A 20313-nucleotide genomic window follows, 5' to 3' on the forward strand; every position below is an offset into this window, starting at 1 on the left:
GTCGCCGACCCACGCGGTCGGGTGTGTCGAATGCTGCGGGCCACTCCCCTGGAGCAGTGGAAGCACAGATCACGGTGGCCAAAGACGAGCTCGCCGTGCGGTTGAGGACACGCACACGAGCCCAGGCACACCCCAGGCACAAGGTCTGAGCGTACCTACCTCACGGACTCCGGTCAAAACAAATGCTGTCCGCCGCGACACGCCGGGGCGCGTGCCCGGCTTGTCCTGGCCCGTACGGGATGCCGCAGGGCCCCTCAGCGGCCTCTCAGCGCCTTCACGGGCTCAGTCCACCGTACGCCGCGCCCCGCCGGAGTGACGCATCGCACGCCGGAGGGCGGCCACCCCGTAACGGGATGACCGCCCTCCGGTCGTATCAGGCGACTCGCCTACTGGTTGTACGGACCGTAGTCGTAGTCCTCCAGCGGAACGGCCTGGCCGGAGCCGGTGCCGAACGGCGAGTAGTCGATGTCGTCGTAGCCGACGGCCGAGTACATCGCGGCCTTGGCCTCCTCGGTCGGCTCGACCCGGATGTTGCGGTAGCGGGACAGACCCGTACCGGCCGGGATGAGCTTACCGATGATGACGTTCTCCTTGAGGCCGATCAGGGAGTCGGACTTGGCGTTGATCGCCGCGTCCGTCAGGACCCTGGTCGTCTCCTGGAAGGAAGCCGCGGACAGCCACGACTCCGTCGCCAGCGAGGCCTTGGTGATACCCATCAGCTGCGGTCGGCCGGAGGCGGGGTGACCGCTCTCCTGGACCACACGACGGTTCTCGGTCTCGAACTTCGAGCGCTCGACGAGCTCGCCCGGCAGCAGTTCCGCGTCGCCGGACTCGATGATCGTCACGCGGCGGAGCATCTGCCGGATGATGATCTCGATGTGCTTGTCGTGGATCGACACACCCTGCGAGTTGTAGACCTTCTGGACTTCGCCGACCAGGTGGACCTGGACCGCGCGCTGACCGAGGATCCGCAGCACGTCGTGCGGGTTGGTGGCACCCACGGTGAGCTTCTGGCCCACCTCGACGTGGTCGCCCTCGCCCACCAGCAGGCGGGCGCGCTTGGAGATCGGGAAGGGAATCTCGTCGCTGCCGTCGTCCGGCGTGACCACGAGCTTCTTGGTCTTCTCGGTCTCCTCGATCCGGACCCGGCCCGCGGACTCCGAGATCGGGGCGACACCCTTCGGCGTACGGGCTTCGAAGAGCTCGACGACTCGGGGCAGACCCTGGGTGATGTCGTCACCGGCCACACCACCGGTGTGGAAGGTACGCATCGTCAGCTGGGTACCGGGCTCACCGATGGACTGGGCGGCGATGATGCCGACCGCCTCACCGATGTCGACCAGCTTGCCGGTGGCGAGCGAGCGTCCGTAGCAGAAGGCACAGGTGCCGACCGCGGACTCACAGGTCAGGACCGAGCGGGTCTTGACCTCCTCGACTCCGGCGCCCACCAGGGCGTCGATCAGGACGTCACCGAGGTCGACGTTGGCCGGCGCGATGACCTTGCCGTCGACGACGACGTCCTCGGCCAGCATGCGGGCGTACACCGAGGTCTCGACGTCGTCCGTCTTGCGGAGCACGCCGTCGGCACCCTTGACCGCGATCTTCAGCTTGAGGCCGCGGTCGGTGCCGCAGTCCTCCTCGCGAATGATCACGTCCTGCGAGACGTCCACCAGACGACGGGTCAGGTAACCCGAGTCGGCGGTACGCAGGGCGGTGTCCGCCAGACCCTTACGGGCACCGTGCGTGGAGATGAAGTACTCCAGAACGGTGAGGCCCTCACGGAAGGACGCCTTGATGGGACGAGGGATCGTCTCGTTCTTGGCGTTGGACACCAGACCACGCATACCGGCGATCTGACGCATCTGCATCATGTTTCCTCGGGCACCCGAGTCAACCATCATGAAGATGGGGTTCGTCTTGGGGAAGTTCGCGTTCATCGCCTCGGCAACCTCGTTGGTCGCCTTGGTCCAGATCGCGATGAGCTCCTGCGTGCGCTCGTCCTTGGTGATCAGACCGCGCTCGTACTGCTTCTGGACCTTCTCGTCCTGGTCCTCGTAGCCCTTGACGATGGCCTTCTTGGCCTCGGGGACGACGATGTCCGCGACGGAGACGGTGACTCCGGAACGGGTGGCCCAGTGGAAGCCGGCCGCCTTCAGGTTGTCGAGCGTCGCCGCCACGATGACCTTGGGGTAGCGCTCGGCGAGGTCGTTGACGATCTCGGAGAGCTGCTTCTTGCCGACCGAGTAGTCGACGAACGGGTAGTCCTCGGGCAGCAGCTCGTTGAAGAGCGCGCGGCCCAGGCTGGTGCGCAGCCGGAAGGTGTCACCCGGCTGGTACTCGGGCTCGCCCTCCTCGGCGACCGGCGGCACCCAGCCACGCGGCGGGATGGTGCCCACCGGGAAGCGGATGTCGACGGACGACTGGAGCGCCAGCTCGCCGGCGTCGAACGCCATGATCGCCTCGGCCGTGGAGCCGAACGCGCGGCCCTCGCCCTTGGTGTCACGGAGTTCACCGTCGGTGGTCAGGAAGAACAGACCCAGCACCATGTCCTGGGTCGGCATCGTGACCGGACGGCCGTCGGCCGGCTTCAGGATGTTGTTCGAGGACAGCATCAGGATGCGGGCCTCGGCCTGCGCCTCCGCGGAGAGCGGCAGGTGCACGGCCATCTGGTCACCGTCGAAGTCCGCGTTGAACGCGGTGCAGACGAGCGGGTGGATCTGGATGGCCTTGCCCTCGACGAGCTGCGGCTCGAAGGCCTGGATGCCGAGACGGTGCAGCGTGGGCGCACGGTTCAGGAGAACCGGGTGCTCCGCGATGACCTCTTCCAGGACGTCGTACACGACCGTGCGGCCGCGCTCGACCATGCGCTTGGCCGACTTGATGTTCTGCGCGTGGTTCAGGTCCACCAGGCGCTTCATCACGAACGGCTTGAAGAGCTCCAGCGCCATGGCCTTGGGCAGACCGCACTGGTGCAGCTTCAGCTGCGGGCCGACGACGATCACGGAACGCGCGGAGTAGTCCACACGCTTACCGAGAAGGTTCTGACGGAATCGGCCCTGCTTGCCCTTCAGCATGTCGCTGAGGGACTTGAGCGGGCGGTTACCGGGACCGGTGACCGGGCGACCGCGGCGGCCGTTGTCGAACAGCGCGTCGACGGCCTCCTGCAGCATCCGCTTCTCGTTGTTCACGATGATCTCGGGGGCACCGAGGTCAAGGAGACGCTTGAGGCGGTTGTTGCGGTTGATCACACGGCGGTACAGGTCGTTCAGGTCGGAGGTCGCGAAGCGGCCACCGTCCAGCTGCACCATCGGACGCAGGTCCGGCGGGATGACCGGCACGCAGTCGAGCACCATGCCCTTGGGCTTGTTGCTGGTCTGCAGGAACGCGGAGACGACCTTGAGGCGCTTGAGCGCACGGGTCTTCTTCTGGCCCTTGCCGGTACGGATGATCTCGCGGAGGCGCTCGGCCTCCTCGTCGAGGTCGAACGACTCGAGGCGCTTCTGCAGAGCAGCGGCACCCATGCAGCCGTCGAAGTACGTGCCGAAGCGGTCACGCAGCTCGCGGTAGAGCAGCTCGTCGCCCTCAAGGTCCTGGACCTTGAGGTTCTTGAACCGGCTCCACACCTCGTCGAGGCGGTCGATCTCGCGCTGCGCACGGTCGCGCAGCTGCTTCATCTCGCGCTCGGCACCTTCGCGCACCTTGCGGCGCACGTCGGCCTTGGCGCCCTCGGCCTCCAGCTCGCCGAGGTCGGTCTCGAGCTTCTTGGCACGGTTCTCGAGGTCCGAGTCGCGACGGTTCTCGACCTGCTGACGCTCGACGGAGACGTGCGCCTCCAGCGACGGGAGGTCGCGTGTACGGCGCTCCTCGTCGACGAACGTGATCATGTACGCGGCGAAGTAGATGACCTTCTCGAGGTCCTTCGGCGCGAGGTCCAGCAGGTAGCCCAGACGCGACGGGACACCCTTGAAGTACCAGATGTGGGTGACGGGAGCGGCAAGCTCGATGTGGCCCATGCGCTCACGGCGCACCTTGGCGCGAGTGACCTCGACGCCACAGCGCTCACAGATGATGCCCTTGAAGCGGACACGCTTGTACTTGCCGCAGTAGCACTCCCAGTCCCGGGTCGGACCGAAGATCTTCTCGCAGAAGAGTCCGTCCTTTTCGGGCTTGAGCGTGCGGTAGTTGATGGTCTCCGGCTTCTTCACTTCGCCGTGGGACCAGGTCCGGATGTCGTCCGCGGTGGCAAGGCCGATCCGCAGCTCGTCGAAGAAGTTGACGTCGAGCACTTGTCGTCAATCCCTCTTTCGGGGGTTCGAGCCCCCTCGCGTCACGCGAGAAATCGGGGCACTTCAGCAATGGTCTGAACGGGTCCGGGGAGAGCCGGCCGGATCACGGGGATCCGGCCGGCCAACCCGTCAGACCTCTTCGACGCTGCTCGGCTCTCGCCGGGACAGGTCGATTCCGAGCTCCTCCGCCGCGCGGAAGACGTCCTCGTCCGTGTCGCGCATCTCGATGGACATGCCGTCCGAGGACAGCACCTCCACGTTGAGGCAGAGCGACTGCATTTCCTTGATGAGCACCTTGAAGGACTCGGGAATGCCGGGCTCGGGGATGTTCTCGCCCTTGACGATGGCCTCGTAGACCTTCACGCGGCCGGTCACGTCGTCGGACTTGATCGTCAGCAGCTCCTGGAGGGCGTAAGCGGCGCCATAAGCTTCAAGGGCCCACACCTCCATTTCACCGAAGCGCTGTCCACCGAACTGAGCCTTACCACCCAGCGGCTGCTGGGTGATCATGGAGTACGGACCCGTCGAACGAGCGTGCAGCTTGTCGTCGACGAGGTGGTGGAGCTTGAGGATGTACATGAAGCCGACCGAGACCGGCTCGGGGAACGGCTCGCCGGAGCGGCCGTCGAACAGGTTGGCCTTGCCCGAGGGCTGGACCAGCCGGTCGCCGTCGCGGTTCGGGATCGTGGCCTGGAACAGGCCGGTGATCTCGTCCTCGCGCGCACCGTCGAAGACGGGCGTGGCGACGTTGGTGCCGGGGGCGACCTGGTCGGCGCCGATGAACTGCAGGCGCTTGGCCCACTCGTCACCGAGGCCGGAGACGTCCCAGCCGCGGCTGGCGAGCCAGCCGAGGTGGATCTCCAGGACCTGTCCCGGGTTCATTCGGGACGGGACACCCAGCGGGTTGAGGATGATGTCGACCGGGGTGCCGTCCTCCAGGAACGGCATGTCCTCGATCGGGAGGATCTTCGAGATGACGCCCTTGTTGCCGTGACGGCCGGCGAGCTTGTCACCATCGGTGATCTTGCGCTTCTGCGCGACGTAGACGCGGACCAGCTGGTTCACGCCCGGCGGCAGCTCGTCGCCCTCTTCGCGGTCGAAGACGCGGACGCCGATGACCTTGCCGATCTCACCGTGCGGCACCTTCAGCGAGGTGTCGCGCACTTCGCGCGCCTTCTCGCCGAAGATCGCGCGGAGCAGGCGCTCCTCGGGGGTCAGCTCGGTCTCGCCCTTGGGCGTGACCTTGCCGACGAGGATGTCGCCGGCGACGACCTCGGCACCGATACGGATGATGCCGCGCTCGTCGAGGTCGGCGAGGACCTCTTCGGAGACGTTCGGGATGTCCCGGGTGATCTCCTCCGGGCCGAGCTTGGTGTCACGGGCGTCGACCTCGTGCTCCTCGATGTGGATCGAGGAGAGGACGTCGTCCTGTACGAGGCGCTGCGAAAGAATGATCGCGTCCTCGTAGTTGTGACCCTCCCAGGGCATGAACGCCACGAGCAGGTTCTTGCCGAGCGCCATCTCACCGTTCTCGGTGGCCGGACCGTCGGCGAGCACCTGGCCCTCGATGACCCGGTCGCCCTCGGAGACGACGACCTTCTGGTTGACCGAGGTGCCCTGGTTGGAGCGCATGAACTTCGCGATGCGGTACGTGGTGTACGTACCGTCATCGTTCGTCACGGTGATGTAGTCCGCGGAGACCTCCTGGACCACACCGTCCTTCTCGGCCTTCAGCACGTCACCGGCGTCGGTGGCGCAGCGGTACTCCATGCCGGTGCCGACGAGCGGCGCCTCGGACTTGATGAGCGGCACCGCCTGACGCATCATGTTCGCGCCCATGAGGGCACGGTTGGCGTCGTCGTGCTCCAGGAACGGGATCATCGCGGTGGCGACGGACACCATCTGGCGCGGCGAGACGTCCATGTAGTCGACTTCGGTGCCGGGCACGTAGTCGACCTCTCCGCCACGACGGCGGACCAGGACGCGGGGCTCGGTGAAGCGCAGCTCGTCGGAGAGCGTCGCGTTCGCCTGGGCGATGACGTAACGGTCTTCCTCGTCGGCCGTGACGTAGTCGACCTCGTCGGTGACCTGGCCGTCGACGACCTTGCGGTACGGCGTCTCGATGAAGCCGAACGCGTTGACGCGGCCGTACGAGGCGAGCGAACCGATCAGACCGATGTTCGGGCCTTCAGGGGTCTCGATCGGGCACATGCGTCCGTAGTGGGACGGGTGCACGTCACGGACCTCGAAGCCGGCCCGCTCACGGGAGAGACCACCCGGGCCAAGAGCCGACAGGCGGCGCTTGTGGGTGAGACCCGACAGCGGGTTGTTCTGGTCCATGAACTGGGACAGCTGGCTGGTGCCGAAGAACTCCTTGATGGAGGCGACGACCGGCCGGATGTTGATCAGGGTCTGCGGCGTGATCGCCTCGACGTCCTGGGTCGTCATGCGCTCACGCACGACGCGCTCCATCCTCGCCAGACCCGTACGGACCTGGTTCTGGATGAGCTCGCCGACGTTACGCAGACGGCGGTTGCCGAAGTGGTCGATGTCGTCGGTCTCGACGACGATCTCCCGGCCCGACTCGCCGGTCGTCTCGGTCTCACCGGCGTGCAGCTTGACCAGGTACTTGATGGTCGCGATGACGTCGTCGGTGGTGAGCACGCCGGCGTCCAGCGGCTCGTCGGCGCCGAGCTTCTTGTTCACCTTGTAGCGGCCGACCTTCGCGAGGTCGTAGCGCTTCGGGTTGAAGTAGAGGTTCTCGAGCAGCGTCTGAGCGGCCTCGCGGGTCGGCGGCTCGCCGGGGCGGAGCTTGCGGTAGATGTCGAGCAGCGCGTCGTCCTGGCCCTGGGTGTGGTCCTTCTCCAGGGTGGCGCGCATGGACTCGTACTCGCCGAACTCCTCGAGGATCTGCTCGGTGCTCCAGCCGAGAGCCTTCAGGAGGACGGTGACGGACTGCTTGCGCTTGCGGTCGATGCGGACACCGACCATGTCGCGCTTGTCGATCTCCATCTCCAGCCAGGCACCCCGGGACGGGATGATCTTGGCGGAGAAGATGTCCTTGTCGGACGTCTTGTCGATCGACGAGTCGAAGTAGACACCCGGCGAGCGGACCAGCTGCGACACCACGACACGCTCGGTGCCGTTGATGACGAAGGTGCCCTTGTTGGTCATGAGCGGGAAATCGCCCATGAAGACCGTCTGGGACTTGATCTCGCCGGTCTCGTTGTTGGTGAACTCGGCCGTGACGAAGAGCGGGGCGGCGAACGTGAAGTCGCGCTCCTTGCACTCGTCGATCGAGTTCTTGGGGGGCTCGAAGCGGTGGTCGCGGAACGTAAGCGACATCGACCCGGAGAAGTCCTCGATCGGTGAGATCTCCTCGAAGATCTCCTCCAGGCCGGACTTGGTGGGGACGTCTTGTCCACTGTCCAGAGCAGCCTCGACGCGAGCCTTCCAGGCGGCATTACCGAGGAGCCAGTCAAAGCTCTCGGTCTGCAGCGCGAGGAGGTTCGGAACCTCGAGGGGCTCCTTGATCTTTGCAAAAGAGATGCGCAGCGGGGCGGTGCTGGCACCGTTGTTCGTATTCGCGGTCGAGGCGTTGCGCGAGGCGGCCAAGAGGGGGTCCTTCCGAGGGCTCGGACTCACTACGCGCGTACCGGTCCCAAATTGGACAGGTGGACAGATATCCCAGGTGAGGGATGAGCGGTCCACGGTGCACAGGATGGGTATGCCCCTGGTGACGGGCAGGAGGCAGCTAACAGGCAGCGCAAAGGGTCAGTGTAGCCAAGCGGCACACTGATGTCCAGTCGGGGTTCTCAGAGACCCACGTTGCTCTCAACAGCTGTTCTCAACACCTATGTCTAGCCCTGCGCGAGCTGCGCTCTTCTTTACTGCCCTCTTCGCCATCGATCCATGCCTCGGATCCGGATCGATGTGACGACGCGCCTTGAGAATTGCGCGCCTCGTGCGGTTCGTCAAGGCCCCCCAGCCGGGACGGGCCCCGAGACTCGTGCCCCGCCGCCCCTCGCCACCGCCCGCGCCCCCCACGAGAGGCGCACGGCGAAGATCACCATACTCGTCAGCGCGGGAAGAGCAAGGCACCCGCCACGGGTACGCCGAAAGGCGACCACCCATACGGGTGATCGCCTTTCGCGATGTGACGTCCGTGCCTCGCGGCACGGGGGTCCAGACGAGTCAGAAGACTCGCAGGGTCACTTGACCTCGACGGAGGCGCCGGCGGCCTTGAGGGACTCGGCAGCCTTCTCGGCGGCCTCCTTGGCGACCTTCTCGACGACGGGCTTCGGGGCGCCGTCGACGAGGTCCTTGGCCTCCTTCAGGCCGAGGGAGGTCAGCTCACGCACGACCTTGATGACCTGGATCTTCTTGTCACCGGCGGCGGTGAGGATGACGTCGAACTCGTCCTGCTCGGCAGCGGCCTCGGCCGGGGCAGCAGCGCCGACCGGAGCGGCGGCGACGGCCGCGGCGGCGGTGACGTCGAACTTCTCCTCGAAGGCCTTGACGAACTCGGAGAGCTCGATGAGGGTGAGCTCCTCGAACTGAGCGAGCAGGTCTTCCTGGCTGAGCTTCGCCATGATGGCGTCCTTCCACTATTCGGCAGGTGCCGGATGTATATGTCGGCGGGCGTACGTGGAGCCCGCTGGACCGCTGAGCGAAATTACTCGGCGGCCTCGGCGGGAGCCGGAGTACCGGCACCGCCCTGCTCTTCCCGCTTGGCACGAAGAGCTTCCGCGGTGCGGACGAACTTCGACGGCAGAGCCTGGAAGAGCTGCGCAGCCTGAGTCTGCTTGCCCTTCATGGCGCCGGCCAGCTTGGCGAGCAGAACCTCGCGGGACTCGAGGTCCGCGAGCTTCTTGATCTCATCGGCGGACAGCGCCTTACCGTCAAGGACACCGCCCTTGATGATGAGGTTGGGGTTGTCCTTGGCGAAGTCACGAAGACCCTTCGCCGACTCCACCGGGTCACCGGTGACGAAGGCAACCGCCGTCGGACCTGCGAACAGGTCGTCCAGCGTGTCGATCCCGGCCTCGTTGGCCGCAATCTTGGTCAGCGTGTTCTTCACCACGGCGTACTGGGCGTTCTCACCGAGCGAACGGCGCAGCTGCTTGAGCTGTGCCACGGTGAGACCCCGGTACTCGGTCAGCACGGCGGCGTTCGAGCTGCGGAACTGGTCCGCGAGCTCGGCTACCGCTGCAGCCTTGTCGGGCCTTGCCATGAGCGTCGGCCTCCTTCCGGGTGATGAGGACCGCTCAAAAGAACCCGGAAAAGACGAAACGCCCCGGCGCAGGCGCCAGGGCGAAGCTCGACCGGAACGAGTCCGGGAGCTTTTCCACAGTCACCTGCGCAGGTCGTCCGTATCCAACGGATCCTTCGGTTGCCGTCACCCTTGCGGGTTCCGAGCAACGACCAGCGGTCTTTGGCTTCTGCAGAAGAGTACGCGACCGGGGTCGCGCCGGGCAAATCCGTCCCGCTTCGGGTGCTCCGGAGAGGTTTAGGACGCGCCCGAGGCCGCACCCTGCTGCTGTTCCAGCAGTTCCTTGAAGCCGATGGTCTCGCCGGCCGGCGGCCGCTCGACCGAGACCTTGGTCCCGTAGTCGCTGTAGAACACCGTCGAGTTGAGCTCGCCGGTCTTCATCTGTCCGCGCTCGCTCTTCTTCACCAGGAGGTCGTTCCCGTCGACCCAGATGTCGACCTTCTCCGTGGTGATGCCCGCGTCGGTGAGCTGCTTCTTGAGGGCGGTGAGCTGGTCGGCGTCGAGCTTGGAGTTCTTGGCGGTCAGCTCGGCGACGTCGACGGTGCCGGAGTAGTGCGTGGTGGCGACACCGCGGACATCCTCCTGGCCGACCTTCTTCACGTCACCGGAGGCCAGCAGCGACTTCACTCCCTGGTCGGGAGTGGTGTTCTGCATCTGGTCCTTCATCGCGGCACCGGAGGCACCGCCGAGCTCGGCGAGGTCGTCGTAGGAGTAGCTGATCCAGCGCTTGCCGCCGGTCTGCTTGGCCATGGCCGGGCCCATGTCGGCGGCGTAGCCGTCCTTGAAGTAGCGGGCCTGCATGCTGCCGTCGCTGCCGAGCTTCTTCATGGAGTCGGCCATGGAGCCGCCCGTGTAGGTGATCTTCATGGCGCCGGTGACGCCGTCGGACCACTCCATGACCCCGCTCTGCTTCATGGACATGGTGCTGCCCATGACGGTGGTGCCCTCGATCTTCGCCGAGTTCGCCGTGCCGGTCTTCTTCTGTACGTCGAGCAGCGCCGCGATGGTGTCGGTCTTCACCACCGAGGTGCCGCCGTTCCCGTCCTCGGTCTTCGGCCCGGCGGCGTCGTCCGATCCGCCGCAGGCCGCGACCGACGTCAGCGCCGCCGCCACAGCCACGGCCAGGCCCACGCGCCGTACGGTACTGGTCCTCATGTCCGTCTCCACCCCTCGATCGGCTCCCGGTACGCCCCGCACGCTAGCGCACGGCTCCGACAGCCACGGTTGCGTACATACGAGGACGGGCCCCGCACCTCGAAAGGTTGCGGGGCCCGTCAATGTCACACGTGACACGGCGGTCGTACGAGCACGGAGGCTCAGACGGCGGCCGGGTCCTCCTCGACGAGGAGGTTACGGGTGCGGTTGGAGTCCAGCGGGATGCCGGGGCCCATCGTGGTGGCCAGCGTGGCCTTCTTGATGTAGCGGCCCTTGGCGGCGGACGGCTTCAGACGGAGGATCTCCTCCAGCGCCGCTGCGTAGTTCTCCACCAGCTTGGTCTCGTCGAACGAGGTCTTGCCGATGATGAAGTGCAGGTTCGAGTGCTTGTCGACGCGGAACTCGATCTTGCCGCCCTTGATGTCGTTGACAGCCTTCACGACGTCGGGGGTGACGGTGCCGGTCTTCGGGTTCGGCATCAGACCACGCGGACCGAGCACGCGGCCGAGGCGGCCGACCTTGCCCATGAGGTCCGGGGTCGCGACGACGGCGTCGAAGTCCAGACGGCCCTTCGCCACCTCGTCGATGAGCTCGTCGGCGCCGACGATGTCGGCGCCCGCGGCTTCCGCGGCCGCAGCACGGTCACCGGTCGCGAAGACCAGGACCCGGGCGGTCTTGCCGGTGCCGTGCGGGAGGTTCACGGTGCCACGGACCATCTGGTCGGCCTTGCGAGGGTCAACACCCAGGGCAAACGCGACCTCGACGGTGCTGTCGAACTTCGTGGAGGCGGTGTCCTTGGCGATACGGACGGCCTCGAGCGGGGCGTAGTTGCGCGCCCGGTCGATCTTGGCGTCCGCAGCGCGGAGGTTCTTGCTGCGCTTCACTTCTACTCCTGTGGTTTCAGAGTGTGGAGTCGTGGTGCGGACCAGCGCTTGGTCCTACCACTGAGGGGGTGGGGCTGAATCAGCCTTCGACCGTGATGCCCATGGAACGGGCGGTGCCGGCGATGATCTTCGACGCGGCGTCGAGGTCATTGGCGTTCAGGTCGGGGAGCTTCGTCGTGGCGATCTCGCGGACCTGGGCGGCCGTCAGCTTGGCAACCTTGGTCTTGTGCGGCTCGCCGGAGCCCTTGTCCACACCCGCGGCCTTGAGGATCAGCTTGGCGGCCGGCGGAGTCTTGGTGATGAAGGTGAAGGAACGGTCGTCGTAGACCGTGATCTCCACCGGCACGACCATGCCACGCTGCGACTCGGTCGCGGCGTTGTAGGCCTTGCAGAACTCCATGATGTTGACGCCGTGCTGGCCCAGTGCGGGGCCGACCGGCGGTGCCGGGTTGGCCGCACCGGCGTTGATCTGGAGCTTGATAAGCCCCGTGACCTTCTTCTTCTTGGGAGGCATGTGCTCTCTCCGGGTCCTAGTGAGAGTTTTCGCCGTCATCCGGTCATCCGGATGCAGGCATACCGCACAACGATAACGGGTATAGCTGCGCGACCAAAAACCGAGCAGGTCAGACCGGCTTTGACAGCCGTTCTGACCTGCTCGGTAGGCATGTGTCCAGAAGCTGGTGGGCGCCCGCTCGGGGCAGCCGCTAGTTCTTCTGGATCTGGTCGAAGCTGAGCTCGACCGGCGTCTCGCGGCCGAAGATCTCGACGAGGCCCTTGACCTTCTTCGAGTCGGCGTTGATCTCGTTGATCGTCGCCTGCAGCGTCGCGAACGGGCCGTCGGTGACGGTGACGGAGTCGCCGACCTCGAAGTCCAGCACCTGGACCTCGACCTTGCGGGACGGAGCCGGCTTGCCCTCGGCCTCTGCGGCCTCGCGGGCGGCCTTCTCCTCGGCCTCCGGCGCGAGCATCTTGACGATCTCGTCCAGCGTCAGCGGGTACGGGTCGTAGGCGTTGCCCACGAAGCCGGTGACACCGGGAGTGTTGCGGACGACGCCCCAGGACTCGTTCGTCAGGTCCATGCGCACCAGGACGTAACCCGGGAGCTTGTTCTGCCGGACGTTCTTGCGCTCGCCGTTCTTGATCTGGACGATTTCCTCCTCAGGCACCTCGGCCTGATAGATGAACTCCTCCACGTTCAGCGAGACGGCGCGCTGCTCCAGGTTGGCCTTCACACGCTTCTCGTAACCGGCGTACGTGTGAATGACGTACCACTCGCCCGGGAGGCCGCGGAGCTCCTCGCGCAGGGCGGTGACGGCGTCGACGGGCTCGGCCGGCTCGGCCTCTTCCTCGTCGGTCTCGTCAGCGGCTTCGTCGGTCGCCTCGGCGTCCTCGTCGGAAGCCTCGTCCTCGGCGTCAGCGGCCTCGTCGGCGGCTTCCTCGGTGTGCACGGCGGCCTGCTCGGCGGGCTCGCCCGCGGCGGCGTCGGCAGCTTCAGCCTGGTCCGGCTCCACAGCGTCCGCCGCCTCGACGATGTCGAGCTCGTCCTCGGCGGACTCGAAGGCGCCCGCCGTCGGCTCGACGGCGTCGTTCAGGTTCGGGTCAGACACGGTGGCTGCTTCTTCCTGGATACAAATGGGTGGAACATGCGAAAGGGGCGCCCATGAGGCGCCCTCCGCGGGATCAGCCGAAGACGTACTTGATGACCCGCTGGAAACCGAAGTCAATCACGGTAACAAGACCAATCATGACGACCACGAACACGATCACCACGGAGGTGTATGTCGTCAGCTGGTTGCGAGTCGGCCAGACAACCTTGCGGAGCTCGGCGACGATCTGGCGGTAGAAGAGCGCGAGACGGCCCAGAGGGCCCTTCTTGCCGCGCTTGCCGCCCTTCCGGGTCTTCTTCTTCGACTCGGGGACTTCATCCTCGGCATCAGGCATGTCGATGGAGCCCACGGCGTCCGTCACGCTTCTCACCTGATTCCGGGTCATGGCCGTGCCGCGCCCGGTGGAGCCGCACGGCGGTGCATTGAAGTACGTACATGCGCACACATCCTGGCGAAGGAGTGTGTAGCAGGGCCGGAGGGACTTGAACCCCCAACCGCTGGTTTTGGAGACCAGTGCTCTACCAATTGAGCTACGACCCTTTGTGGTTTCCACCAACCTACCGCATGTTCCCGGATGCTCCGGGTGCAGGAACGGTGCGGCTGGTGAAGGCCAACGACAGGTGAGTGTACGTGCTCAGAGGCCCGGCGTCGAACAGATAGCTCCCGACCGTTCCTGCCCGATGCTGTCCGGTGGCGTTCCGATTGGCTGTCCGCATGCTGTCCGAGTGCTGTCCGGTCCATGAAACCCCTGTGCCGACGGGGAATACGGTCTGGGAGCATGGGGGCATGAGCGCTGCTACTTCTCCCTCCGAGCGCCGGGTCTCCGCCCGCATCGGTGCCATCTCCGAGTCCGCCACCCTCGCCGTCGACGCCAAGGCCAAGGCCCTCAAGGCCGCCGGCCGTCCGGTGATCGGCTTCGGTGCCGGCGAGCCCGACTTCCCGACGCCCGGCTACATCGTCGACGCCGCGGTCGAGGCCTGCCGCAACCCGAAGTACCACCGCTACACCCCCGCGGGCGGGCTCCCCGAGCTCAAGGCCGCCATCGCAGAGAAGACGCTGCGCGACTCCGGCTACCAGGTCGACGCCTCCCAGATCCTGGTGACCAACGGCGGCAAGCAGGCCATCTACGAAGCCTTCGCCGCGATCCTCGACCCGGGCGACGAGGTCATCGTCCCGGCGCCGTACTGGACCACCTACCCCGAGTCGATCCGCCTGGCCGGCGGTGTCCCGGTGGAGGTCGTCGCCGACGAGACCACCGGGTACCGGGTCTCCGTGGAGCAGCTGGAGGCGGCCCGTACCGAGCGCACGAAGGTCGTCCTGTTCGTCTCCCCGTCGAACCCGACCGGTGCGGTCTACAGCGGGGCGGACGCCGAGGCGATCGGCAAGTGGGCCGTCGAGCACGGCCTGTGGGTGCTGACCGACGAGATCTACGAGCACCTGGTCTACGGCGACGCGAAGTTCACCTCGCTGCCGGCGATCGTGCCCGAGCTGCGCGACAAGTGCATCGTGGTCAACGGGGTCGCCAAGACGTACGCGATGACCGGCTGGCGCGTGGGGTGGATCGTCGGCCCCAAGGACGTCGTGAAGGCCGCGACCAACCTGCAGTCGCACGCGACGTCCAACGTCTCCAACGTGGCGCAGATCGCCGCGCTGGCCGCCGTCTCCGGGAACCTGGACGCGGTCGCCGAGATGCGCACCGCCTTCGACCGGCGCCGGCAGACCATCGTGCGGATGCTCAACGAGATCGACGGCGTGCTCTGCCCCGAGCCCGAGGGCGCGTTCTACGCGTACCCCTCGGTGAAGGAGCTGCTCGGCAAGGAGATCCGCGGCAAGCGTCCGGCCACCTCGGTCGAGCTGGCGGCGCTGATCCTGGACGAGGCCGAGGTCGCGGTCGTACCGGGCGAGGCCTTCGGTACGCCGGGCTACCTGCGCCTTTCCTACGCGCTGGGTGACGAGGACCTCGTCGAGGGCGTTTCGCGGCTCCAGAAGCTGCTGGGCGAGGCCAAGGCCTGACGCCTCCCGCATGCGGTCAGCGACCCCCGGCTCCGGCCGGGGGTCGCTTTCTTGTTCGCTCCTTCGTTCGATGGGCAACTCGATGGGGAATCCGGCTACCGCGACACCCCGTCCGTGCGGCAAGATCTTTGAATGGAGCGTGATGTACGGCTGTTGCCCAAGGCCCACCTGCACCTGCATTTCACCGGGTCGATGCGGCCCACGACGCTGCTCGAACTCGCCGACAAGTACGGCGTGCGGCTGCCGGAGGCGCTGACCGGCGGCGAGCCTCCCCAACTGCGCGCGACGGACGAGCGCGGCTGGTTCCGCTTCCAGCGGCTCTACGACATCGCCCGGTCCTGTCTGCGGTCGCCCGAGGACATCCAGCGGCTGGTGCGCGAGGCCGCCCAGGAGGACGTGGCGGACGGCTCGGGCTGGCTGGAGATCCAGGTCGACCCCACCTCGTACGCCCCCCTGCTCGGCGGGCTGATCCCGGCGATCGAGATCATCCTGGACGCGGTGGACAGCGCCTCGCGCGAGACCGGGCTGCCGATCCGGGTGGTGATCGCGGCCAACCGGATGAAGCATCCGCTGGACGCCCGGACCCTGGCGCGGCTCGCCGTGCGGTACGCGGACCGGGGCGTCGTCGGGTTCGGACTCTCCAACGACGAGCGGCGCGGCATGGCCCGCGACTTCGACCGGGCCTTCGCCATCGCCCGTGAGGGCGGCCTGCTGGCGGCTCCGCACGGCGGCGAGCTGTCGGGGCCCTCCAGCGTCCGCGACTGCCTGGACGACCTCGAGGCGTCGCGGGTCGGGCACGGCGTGCGGGCCGCCGAGGACCCGCGGCTGCTGCGCAGGCTGGCGGAGCGCGGGGTGACCTGCGAGGTGTGCCCGGCGTCGAACGTGGCGCTCGGCGTCTACGAGAAGCCGTCCGACGTACCCCTGCGCACTCTGTTCGATGCCGGGGTTCCGATGGCGCTCGGCGCGGACGACCCGCTGCTCTTCGGCTCCCGGCTGGCCGCCCAGTACGACCTGGTGCGCCGCCATCACGCCTTCACCGACGAGGAGCTGGCGGAGCTGGCGCGCCAGTCGGTACGGGGTTCGGCGGCGCCGGACGCCGTGCGGGCGGAGCTCCTGGCAGGTGTGGACGACTGGCTGGCCAAGCCGGCGAGCTGACGTTCCCGGTGCGGCCTACCCCGTGAGGCCGCCCAGCAGCATCCGGGCGATCGAGGCGGCGAAGGCGTCGAGCGGCTGCGGCGGTCCGCCGGTCTCCGTGGCGTCGTAGGCGAAGGCCCGCTGGGCGCAGGCCCCCATCAGCAGGGAGGCGGCCGCGTAGGTGTCCGCGTCGGCCCGTACCCGGCCCGCCGACTGTTCGGCGCGCAGATACGCGTCGACGCCGCGGATGGGGATGTGGGGGCCGGTTCCCAGTTCGCGCATGGCCTCGTTGTGGCGCTCCTTGAGCCTCGGCTCGGCGTACAGGGACGCGGCGATCGGGAAGCTCTGCTCGTAGAAGAGGGCGGCCTCGCGGGCGATCTCGGTGAGATTGCGCTCCAGCGACCGCTCCCCCTCCCCCGGGTCGGCGATCAGCCGCTTCAGGACGCCGTCGACCTTGGGCAGGCGTTCCTTCAGCACCACCACGAACAGCTCCTCCTTGCTCGGGAAGTGCTTGTAGAGCGCCGCCTCCGAGCAGCCGGCGGCCCGGGCGATCTCCTTGGTGGTGGCCCGGGCCAGGCCGATGGTGAGCATCAGCTGGTGGGCGGCGTCGATGATGCGGGCGCGGGCCGGCCTCTGCTCCATGTGCACTCCAACGAAGCTTGACGAGTGGGTGAGTACACGCTCACTCTAGAGGTGAGTGAATACTTACCCACCCTAGGAGGGTGTGCCATGAAGCTCACAGTGTTCGGCGCGACAGGCGGCATCGGGCAGGAGATCGTCCGCCAGGCGGTGGCGGCGGGGCACGAGGTGACGGCGGTGGTCCGCGATCCCGCGCGGCTGCCGGTGCCGCTCTCCGGCCTCACCGTCCACACGGCGGCCCGCATCGACGATCCGGAGGCGCTGCGCGAGGCGGTCGCGGGCCGCGACGCGGTGCTGTCAGGACTGGGCGCCAAGGGCCGTAAGGCGGACGGGATCGCAGAGAGGCTGACCCGCAGCGTGCTGACGGCCATGGAGGCGGAGGGGACCCGGCGGCTGCTCGTGGTGAGCGCGGCGCCGGTCGCCCCGAAGCCCGCGGACGATCCCCTGATCGACCGGCTGATGCTCTCGGCGATCGGCGCGATCCTGAAGGAGGTCTACGCGGACCTCACCGCCATGGAGGCCGCGCTGGCCGCCTCCGCGACCGACTGGACGTCCGTACGGCCGCCGAAGCTCACCAACGGACCGCTGACCGGCACCTACCGCACGGTCATCGGCAGCAATCCGCGCAGCGGCCGGTCCATTTCGCGCGCCGACGTGGCGCACGCGATGCTGGCGCTGACCGACGACCCGGGGGCGGTGAAGCAGGGCGTGGGCGTGGCGTACTGAGGACGGGACGGGGCTACAGGCTCACGCCGACGGTCACCGGTTCGTTGACGAGCGTGACGCCGAAGACCTCGTGGACGCCGGCGACGACCTCGCGCGCCAGGGCCAGCAGGTCCTCGGTGCTCGCGGCGCCGCGGTTGGTGAGGGCGAGCGTGTGCTTGGTGGAGATGCGGGCCGGGCCGGTGCCGTATCCCCTGGTGAAGCCGGCCCGGTCGATGAGCCAGGCCGCGGAGGTCTTGGTGCGCCCCTCGCCCGCGGGGAAGGCGGGGGGCGTCACCTCCGGTCCGAGCCGGTCCGCCACCCGGGCGAGGAACGCGTCGAACTCTTCCCGGTCCAGGATCGGGTTGGTGAAGAACGAGCCGGCCGACCAGGTGTCGTGGTCCTCGGGGTCGAGCACCATGCCCTTGCCTGCCCGGAGCCGGAGCACGGTTTCACGCGCCGCAGCGGCGGGAACGCGTTCACCTTCCGCGACACCCATGGCGCGGGCCGTCTCGGGGTACTTGAGGGGCGCGGACAGACCGCCCGCCTCTTCCAGCCCGAAGCGGACACGCAGCACCACGAAACGGTCGGGTTCGGCCTTGAAGCGGCTGTGCCGGTAAGCGAAGGCGCACTCGGAGTTCGGGATCGTGACCGTCTCCCGGGAGTGCCGGTCGTAGGCGACGACCTCCGTGATGGTGGACGACACCTCCTGCCCGTACGCCCCGACGTTCTGGATCGGTGTCGCACCGGCGGAGCCGGGGATGCCTGCCAGGCATTCGAGGCCGGCGAGACCGGCCTCCACGCTGCGGGTGACGGCGTCCGTCCAGATCTCTCCGGCGGCCAGCTCCAGCATCCCGCCGTCGAGCACGAAGCCCTTGGTCGCGATGCGCAGGGCGGTGCCGTCGAAGCCCTTGTCACCGATGACCAGGTTGCTGCCGCCGCCGATGACCAGGAGCGGGGTGCCGCTGTCGTCGGCCTCGCTCACGGCCTCGACCACTTCGGCGTCGGTCGTCGCGGTGATCAGGCGGGTGGCGGGTCCGCCGAGCCGGAAGGTGGTCAGGGGGGCGAGGGGCGCGTCGTGGAGTTCCTGCACGGGTCAAGAGTACGGTCCGCGGCCCCGCCTCCAGGGCGGGGCCGCGGACCGTGGCGGCGTGACACGTCCTCAGACGGCCACCGGCACCCGCGCCTCGGTCAGGTCCGGCTCCTGCGCCGGGGTGGTGCGGCGGCGCGGGATCAGCAGGGCGACCAGCGCGGCGAGCGCCACCGCTCCGGCCCCGATCCAGACCGCGGGGACGGTCCCGTCCGTGAAGGACTGCGGCGATCCGTAGCCACCCTGGGCGGAGAAGACCGTGGCGAGGACGGCGACCCCGAGGGCGCCGCCGACCTCGCGCAGCGCGTTGTTGGCACCGGAGGCGATGCCCTGTTCCGAGGGGCGGACGCTGGACATCACCAGGCTGGCGGCGGGTGCGAAGTACAGGGCCATGCCGACGCCGCCCACCATCAGTCCGGGCAGCTGCGAGGCGTAGGAGGCGTCGGGGGCGAGGACCATGGCGAACAGGGCGAGTCCGACGGCCTGGAGGGCGAGCCCGGTCACGACCACCGGCCGGCCGCCGAACCGGTCGGCGAGTATCCCGGCGATCGGCGCCACCAGCATCGGCATTCCGGTCCAGGGCAGCATCCGCAGCCCGGCCTCGGTGGGCGAGTAGCCCAGGACGCCCTGGAGGTACTGGCTGAGCAGGAAGATCGAACCGAACATGCCGAGGAACATCAGCAGGCTGGCCATGTTGATCCCGAAGAACGCCCGGTCCTTGAACAGGCGCATGGGCAGCATCGGGTTCTTCGCGCGGAAGCCGTGGCGGACGAATCCGGCCAGGAGCGCGGCACCGGCGATCAGGGCGGTCAGCACGGTGGGGCTGGTCCAGCCGTCGGCGTTGGCGTTCACCAGGCCGTAGACGATGCCGAAGAGTCCGCCGCTGACCAGGAGGGTGCCGGGGATGTCGAGCCGGGACTCGGGGGCGTACGACTCGGCCAGCCGCAGCCGGGCGAGCGGCAGCAGGGCCAGGCCGATCGGGACGTTCAGCCAGAAGATCCACTGCCAGGAGATGTGTTCGGTGAGGCTCCCGCCGACCAGCGGCCCGCTGGCCACGGCGAGGCCGGTGACGGCTCCGTAGATGCCCAGCGCGGCGCCGCGGCGGGCGGGCGGCACGGCGGCCGTGAGGAGGGTCAGGGTCAGCGGCATCATGATCGCCGCGCCCACGCCCTGGACGGCGCGGAAGGCGATGAGTTCGTTGATCCCCGGCGAGAGTGCGGCCGCGGCCGATGCCCCGGTGAAGACGGCGAGTCCGGCGATGAAGAGGCGGCGCCGGCCGAACCGGTCACCCAGGGCGGCGCCGAACATCAGCAGGACGGCGAAGGTGAGCGTGTACGCGTTCACCGTCCATTCGAGCTCCTCCAGCTCGCCGCCGAGGCTCTCCCGGATGGACGGCAGCGCGGTGGTGACGACGAGGTTGTCGAGGGCGGCCATGAAGCTGGCCACGCTGGTGATGACAAGGGCCCAGACCGCTCCCGAGCGGCCTTTCGTGTGCTGGTCCACTGCTCCCCCTGAGGGTTAGTTATTGATT

The 20313-nt window shown here is 67.8% G+C and carries 15 protein-coding genes and 1 tRNA gene; 3 read left to right on the plus strand and 13 right to left on the minus strand.

Annotation, left to right across the window (positions count from 1 at the left end; genetic code table 11):
- Positions 1–386: 386 nt before the first annotated feature.
- The 10 genes from OG521_16015 to OG521_16060 all read right to left on the minus strand — a co-directional run bounded on the left by OG521_16015 (position 387) and on the right by OG521_16060 (position 13744).
- Positions 387–4286 (minus strand): DNA-directed RNA polymerase subunit beta', encoded by a 3900-nt coding sequence (locus OG521_16015; protein ID WUW22225.1) that lies wholly within the window; start codon positions 4284–4286, stop codon positions 387–389.
- A gap of 129 nt (positions 4287–4415) precedes the next feature.
- Positions 4416–7901 (minus strand): DNA-directed RNA polymerase subunit beta, encoded by a 3486-nt coding sequence (gene rpoB / locus OG521_16020; GenBank protein WUW22226.1) that lies wholly within the window; start codon positions 7899–7901, stop codon positions 4416–4418.
- A gap of 596 nt (positions 7902–8497) precedes the next feature.
- Positions 8498–8878: a 50S ribosomal protein L7/L12 gene (rplL, locus tag OG521_16025; protein WUW22227.1), complete on the minus strand. Its 381-nt coding sequence runs from the start codon at positions 8876–8878 to the stop codon at positions 8498–8500.
- An 83-nt stretch (positions 8879–8961) separates the two neighbouring features.
- Positions 8962–9519: a 50S ribosomal protein L10 gene (gene rplJ, locus OG521_16030; GenBank protein WUW22228.1), complete on the minus strand. Its 558-nt coding sequence runs from the start codon at positions 9517–9519 to the stop codon at positions 8962–8964.
- A 276-nt stretch (positions 9520–9795) separates the two neighbouring features.
- Positions 9796–10713: a hypothetical protein gene (locus OG521_16035; GenBank protein ID WUW22229.1), complete on the minus strand. Its 918-nt coding sequence runs from the start codon at positions 10711–10713 to the stop codon at positions 9796–9798.
- 161 nt (positions 10714–10874) lie between these two features.
- A complete protein-coding gene (gene rplA, locus OG521_16040; GenBank protein WUW22230.1) occupies positions 10875–11597 on the minus strand; it encodes a 50S ribosomal protein L1 in 723 nt (240 codons plus the stop codon).
- A gap of 79 nt (positions 11598–11676) precedes the next feature.
- Positions 11677–12111: a 50S ribosomal protein L11 gene (gene rplK / locus OG521_16045; GenBank protein WUW22231.1), complete on the minus strand. Its 435-nt coding sequence runs from the start codon at positions 12109–12111 to the stop codon at positions 11677–11679.
- Positions 12112–12301: 190 nt separating this feature from the next.
- The gene (gene nusG, locus OG521_16050) at positions 12302–13204 is read right to left on the minus strand and encodes a transcription termination/antitermination protein NusG (protein WUW22232.1); all 903 of its coding nucleotides are present in this window, start codon (positions 13202–13204) and stop codon (positions 12302–12304) included.
- Positions 13205–13277: 73 nt separating this feature from the next.
- Positions 13278–13565: a preprotein translocase subunit SecE gene (secE, locus tag OG521_16055; GenBank protein WUW22233.1), complete on the minus strand. Its 288-nt coding sequence runs from the start codon at positions 13563–13565 to the stop codon at positions 13278–13280.
- Positions 13566–13671: 106 nt separating this feature from the next.
- A tRNA-Trp gene (locus tag OG521_16060) sits at positions 13672–13744 on the minus strand.
- A 246-nt stretch (positions 13745–13990) separates the two neighbouring features.
- On the opposite strand from OG521_16060, the gene OG521_16065 reads away from it, so the two are divergent.
- A complete protein-coding gene (locus OG521_16065) occupies positions 13991–15217 on the plus strand; it encodes a pyridoxal phosphate-dependent aminotransferase (protein ID WUW22234.1) in 1227 nt (408 codons plus the stop codon).
- 132 nt (positions 15218–15349) lie between these two features.
- On the plus strand, positions 15350–16372 hold the full coding sequence (locus OG521_16070; GenBank protein ID WUW22235.1) for an adenosine deaminase: 1023 nt from the start codon (positions 15350–15352) through the stop codon (positions 16370–16372).
- A 15-nt stretch (positions 16373–16387) separates the two neighbouring features.
- On the opposite strand, the gene OG521_16075 is transcribed toward OG521_16070, so the two are convergent.
- Positions 16388–16993: a TetR/AcrR family transcriptional regulator gene (locus OG521_16075; GenBank protein ID WUW22236.1), complete on the minus strand. Its 606-nt coding sequence runs from the start codon at positions 16991–16993 to the stop codon at positions 16388–16390.
- Positions 16994–17080: 87 nt separating this feature from the next.
- Here OG521_16075 and OG521_16080 point away from each other — a divergent pair, with 87 nt between their 5' ends.
- A complete protein-coding gene (locus tag OG521_16080) occupies positions 17081–17716 on the plus strand; it encodes an NAD(P)H-binding protein (protein ID WUW22237.1) in 636 nt (211 codons plus the stop codon).
- Positions 17717–17729: 13 nt separating this feature from the next.
- Here OG521_16080 and OG521_16085 read toward each other — a convergent pair whose 3' ends face one another.
- Both OG521_16085 and OG521_16090 read right to left on the minus strand, forming a co-directional pair.
- Positions 17730–18785, minus strand: coding sequence for a UDP-N-acetylmuramate dehydrogenase (locus OG521_16085; GenBank protein ID WUW22238.1), 1056 nt, complete (start codon positions 18783–18785; stop codon positions 17730–17732).
- A 69-nt stretch (positions 18786–18854) separates the two neighbouring features.
- Positions 18855–20285, minus strand: coding sequence for an MFS transporter (locus OG521_16090; protein ID WUW22239.1), 1431 nt, complete (start codon positions 20283–20285; stop codon positions 18855–18857).
- Positions 20286–20313 lie beyond the last annotated feature (28 nt).

Source organism: Streptomyces sp. NBC_01463 (genome assembly GCA_036227345.1).
Classification (GTDB): Bacteria; Actinomycetota; Actinomycetes; order Streptomycetales; family Streptomycetaceae; genus Streptomyces.

What these genes read in the sequence shown, in the direction of transcription:
- OG521_16075 (WUW22236.1), bottom strand. Translation starts at nt 16,993, where the DNA reads ATGGAGCAGAGGCCGGCCCGCGCCCGCATCATCGACGCCGCCCACCAG.
- rplL (WUW22227.1), bottom strand. Translation starts at nt 8,878, where the DNA reads ATGGCGAAGCTCAGCCAGGAAGACCTGCTCGCTCAGTTCGAGGAGCTC.
- OG521_16080 (WUW22237.1), top strand. Translation starts at nt 17,081, where the DNA reads ATGAAGCTCACAGTGTTCGGCGCGACAGGCGGCATCGGGCAGGAGATC.
- rplK (WUW22231.1), bottom strand. Translation starts at nt 12,111, where the DNA reads ATGCCTCCCAAGAAGAAGAAGGTCACGGGGCTTATCAAGCTCCAGATC.
- rplJ (WUW22228.1), bottom strand. Translation starts at nt 9,519, where the DNA reads ATGGCAAGGCCCGACAAGGCTGCAGCGGTAGCCGAGCTCGCGGACCAG.
- OG521_16035 (WUW22229.1), bottom strand. Translation starts at nt 10,713, where the DNA reads ATGAGGACCAGTACCGTACGGCGCGTGGGCCTGGCCGTGGCTGTGGCG.
- OG521_16065 (WUW22234.1), top strand. Translation starts at nt 13,991, where the DNA reads ATGAGCGCTGCTACTTCTCCCTCCGAGCGCCGGGTCTCCGCCCGCATC.
- OG521_16070 (WUW22235.1), top strand. Translation starts at nt 15,350, where the DNA reads ATGGAGCGTGATGTACGGCTGTTGCCCAAGGCCCACCTGCACCTGCAT.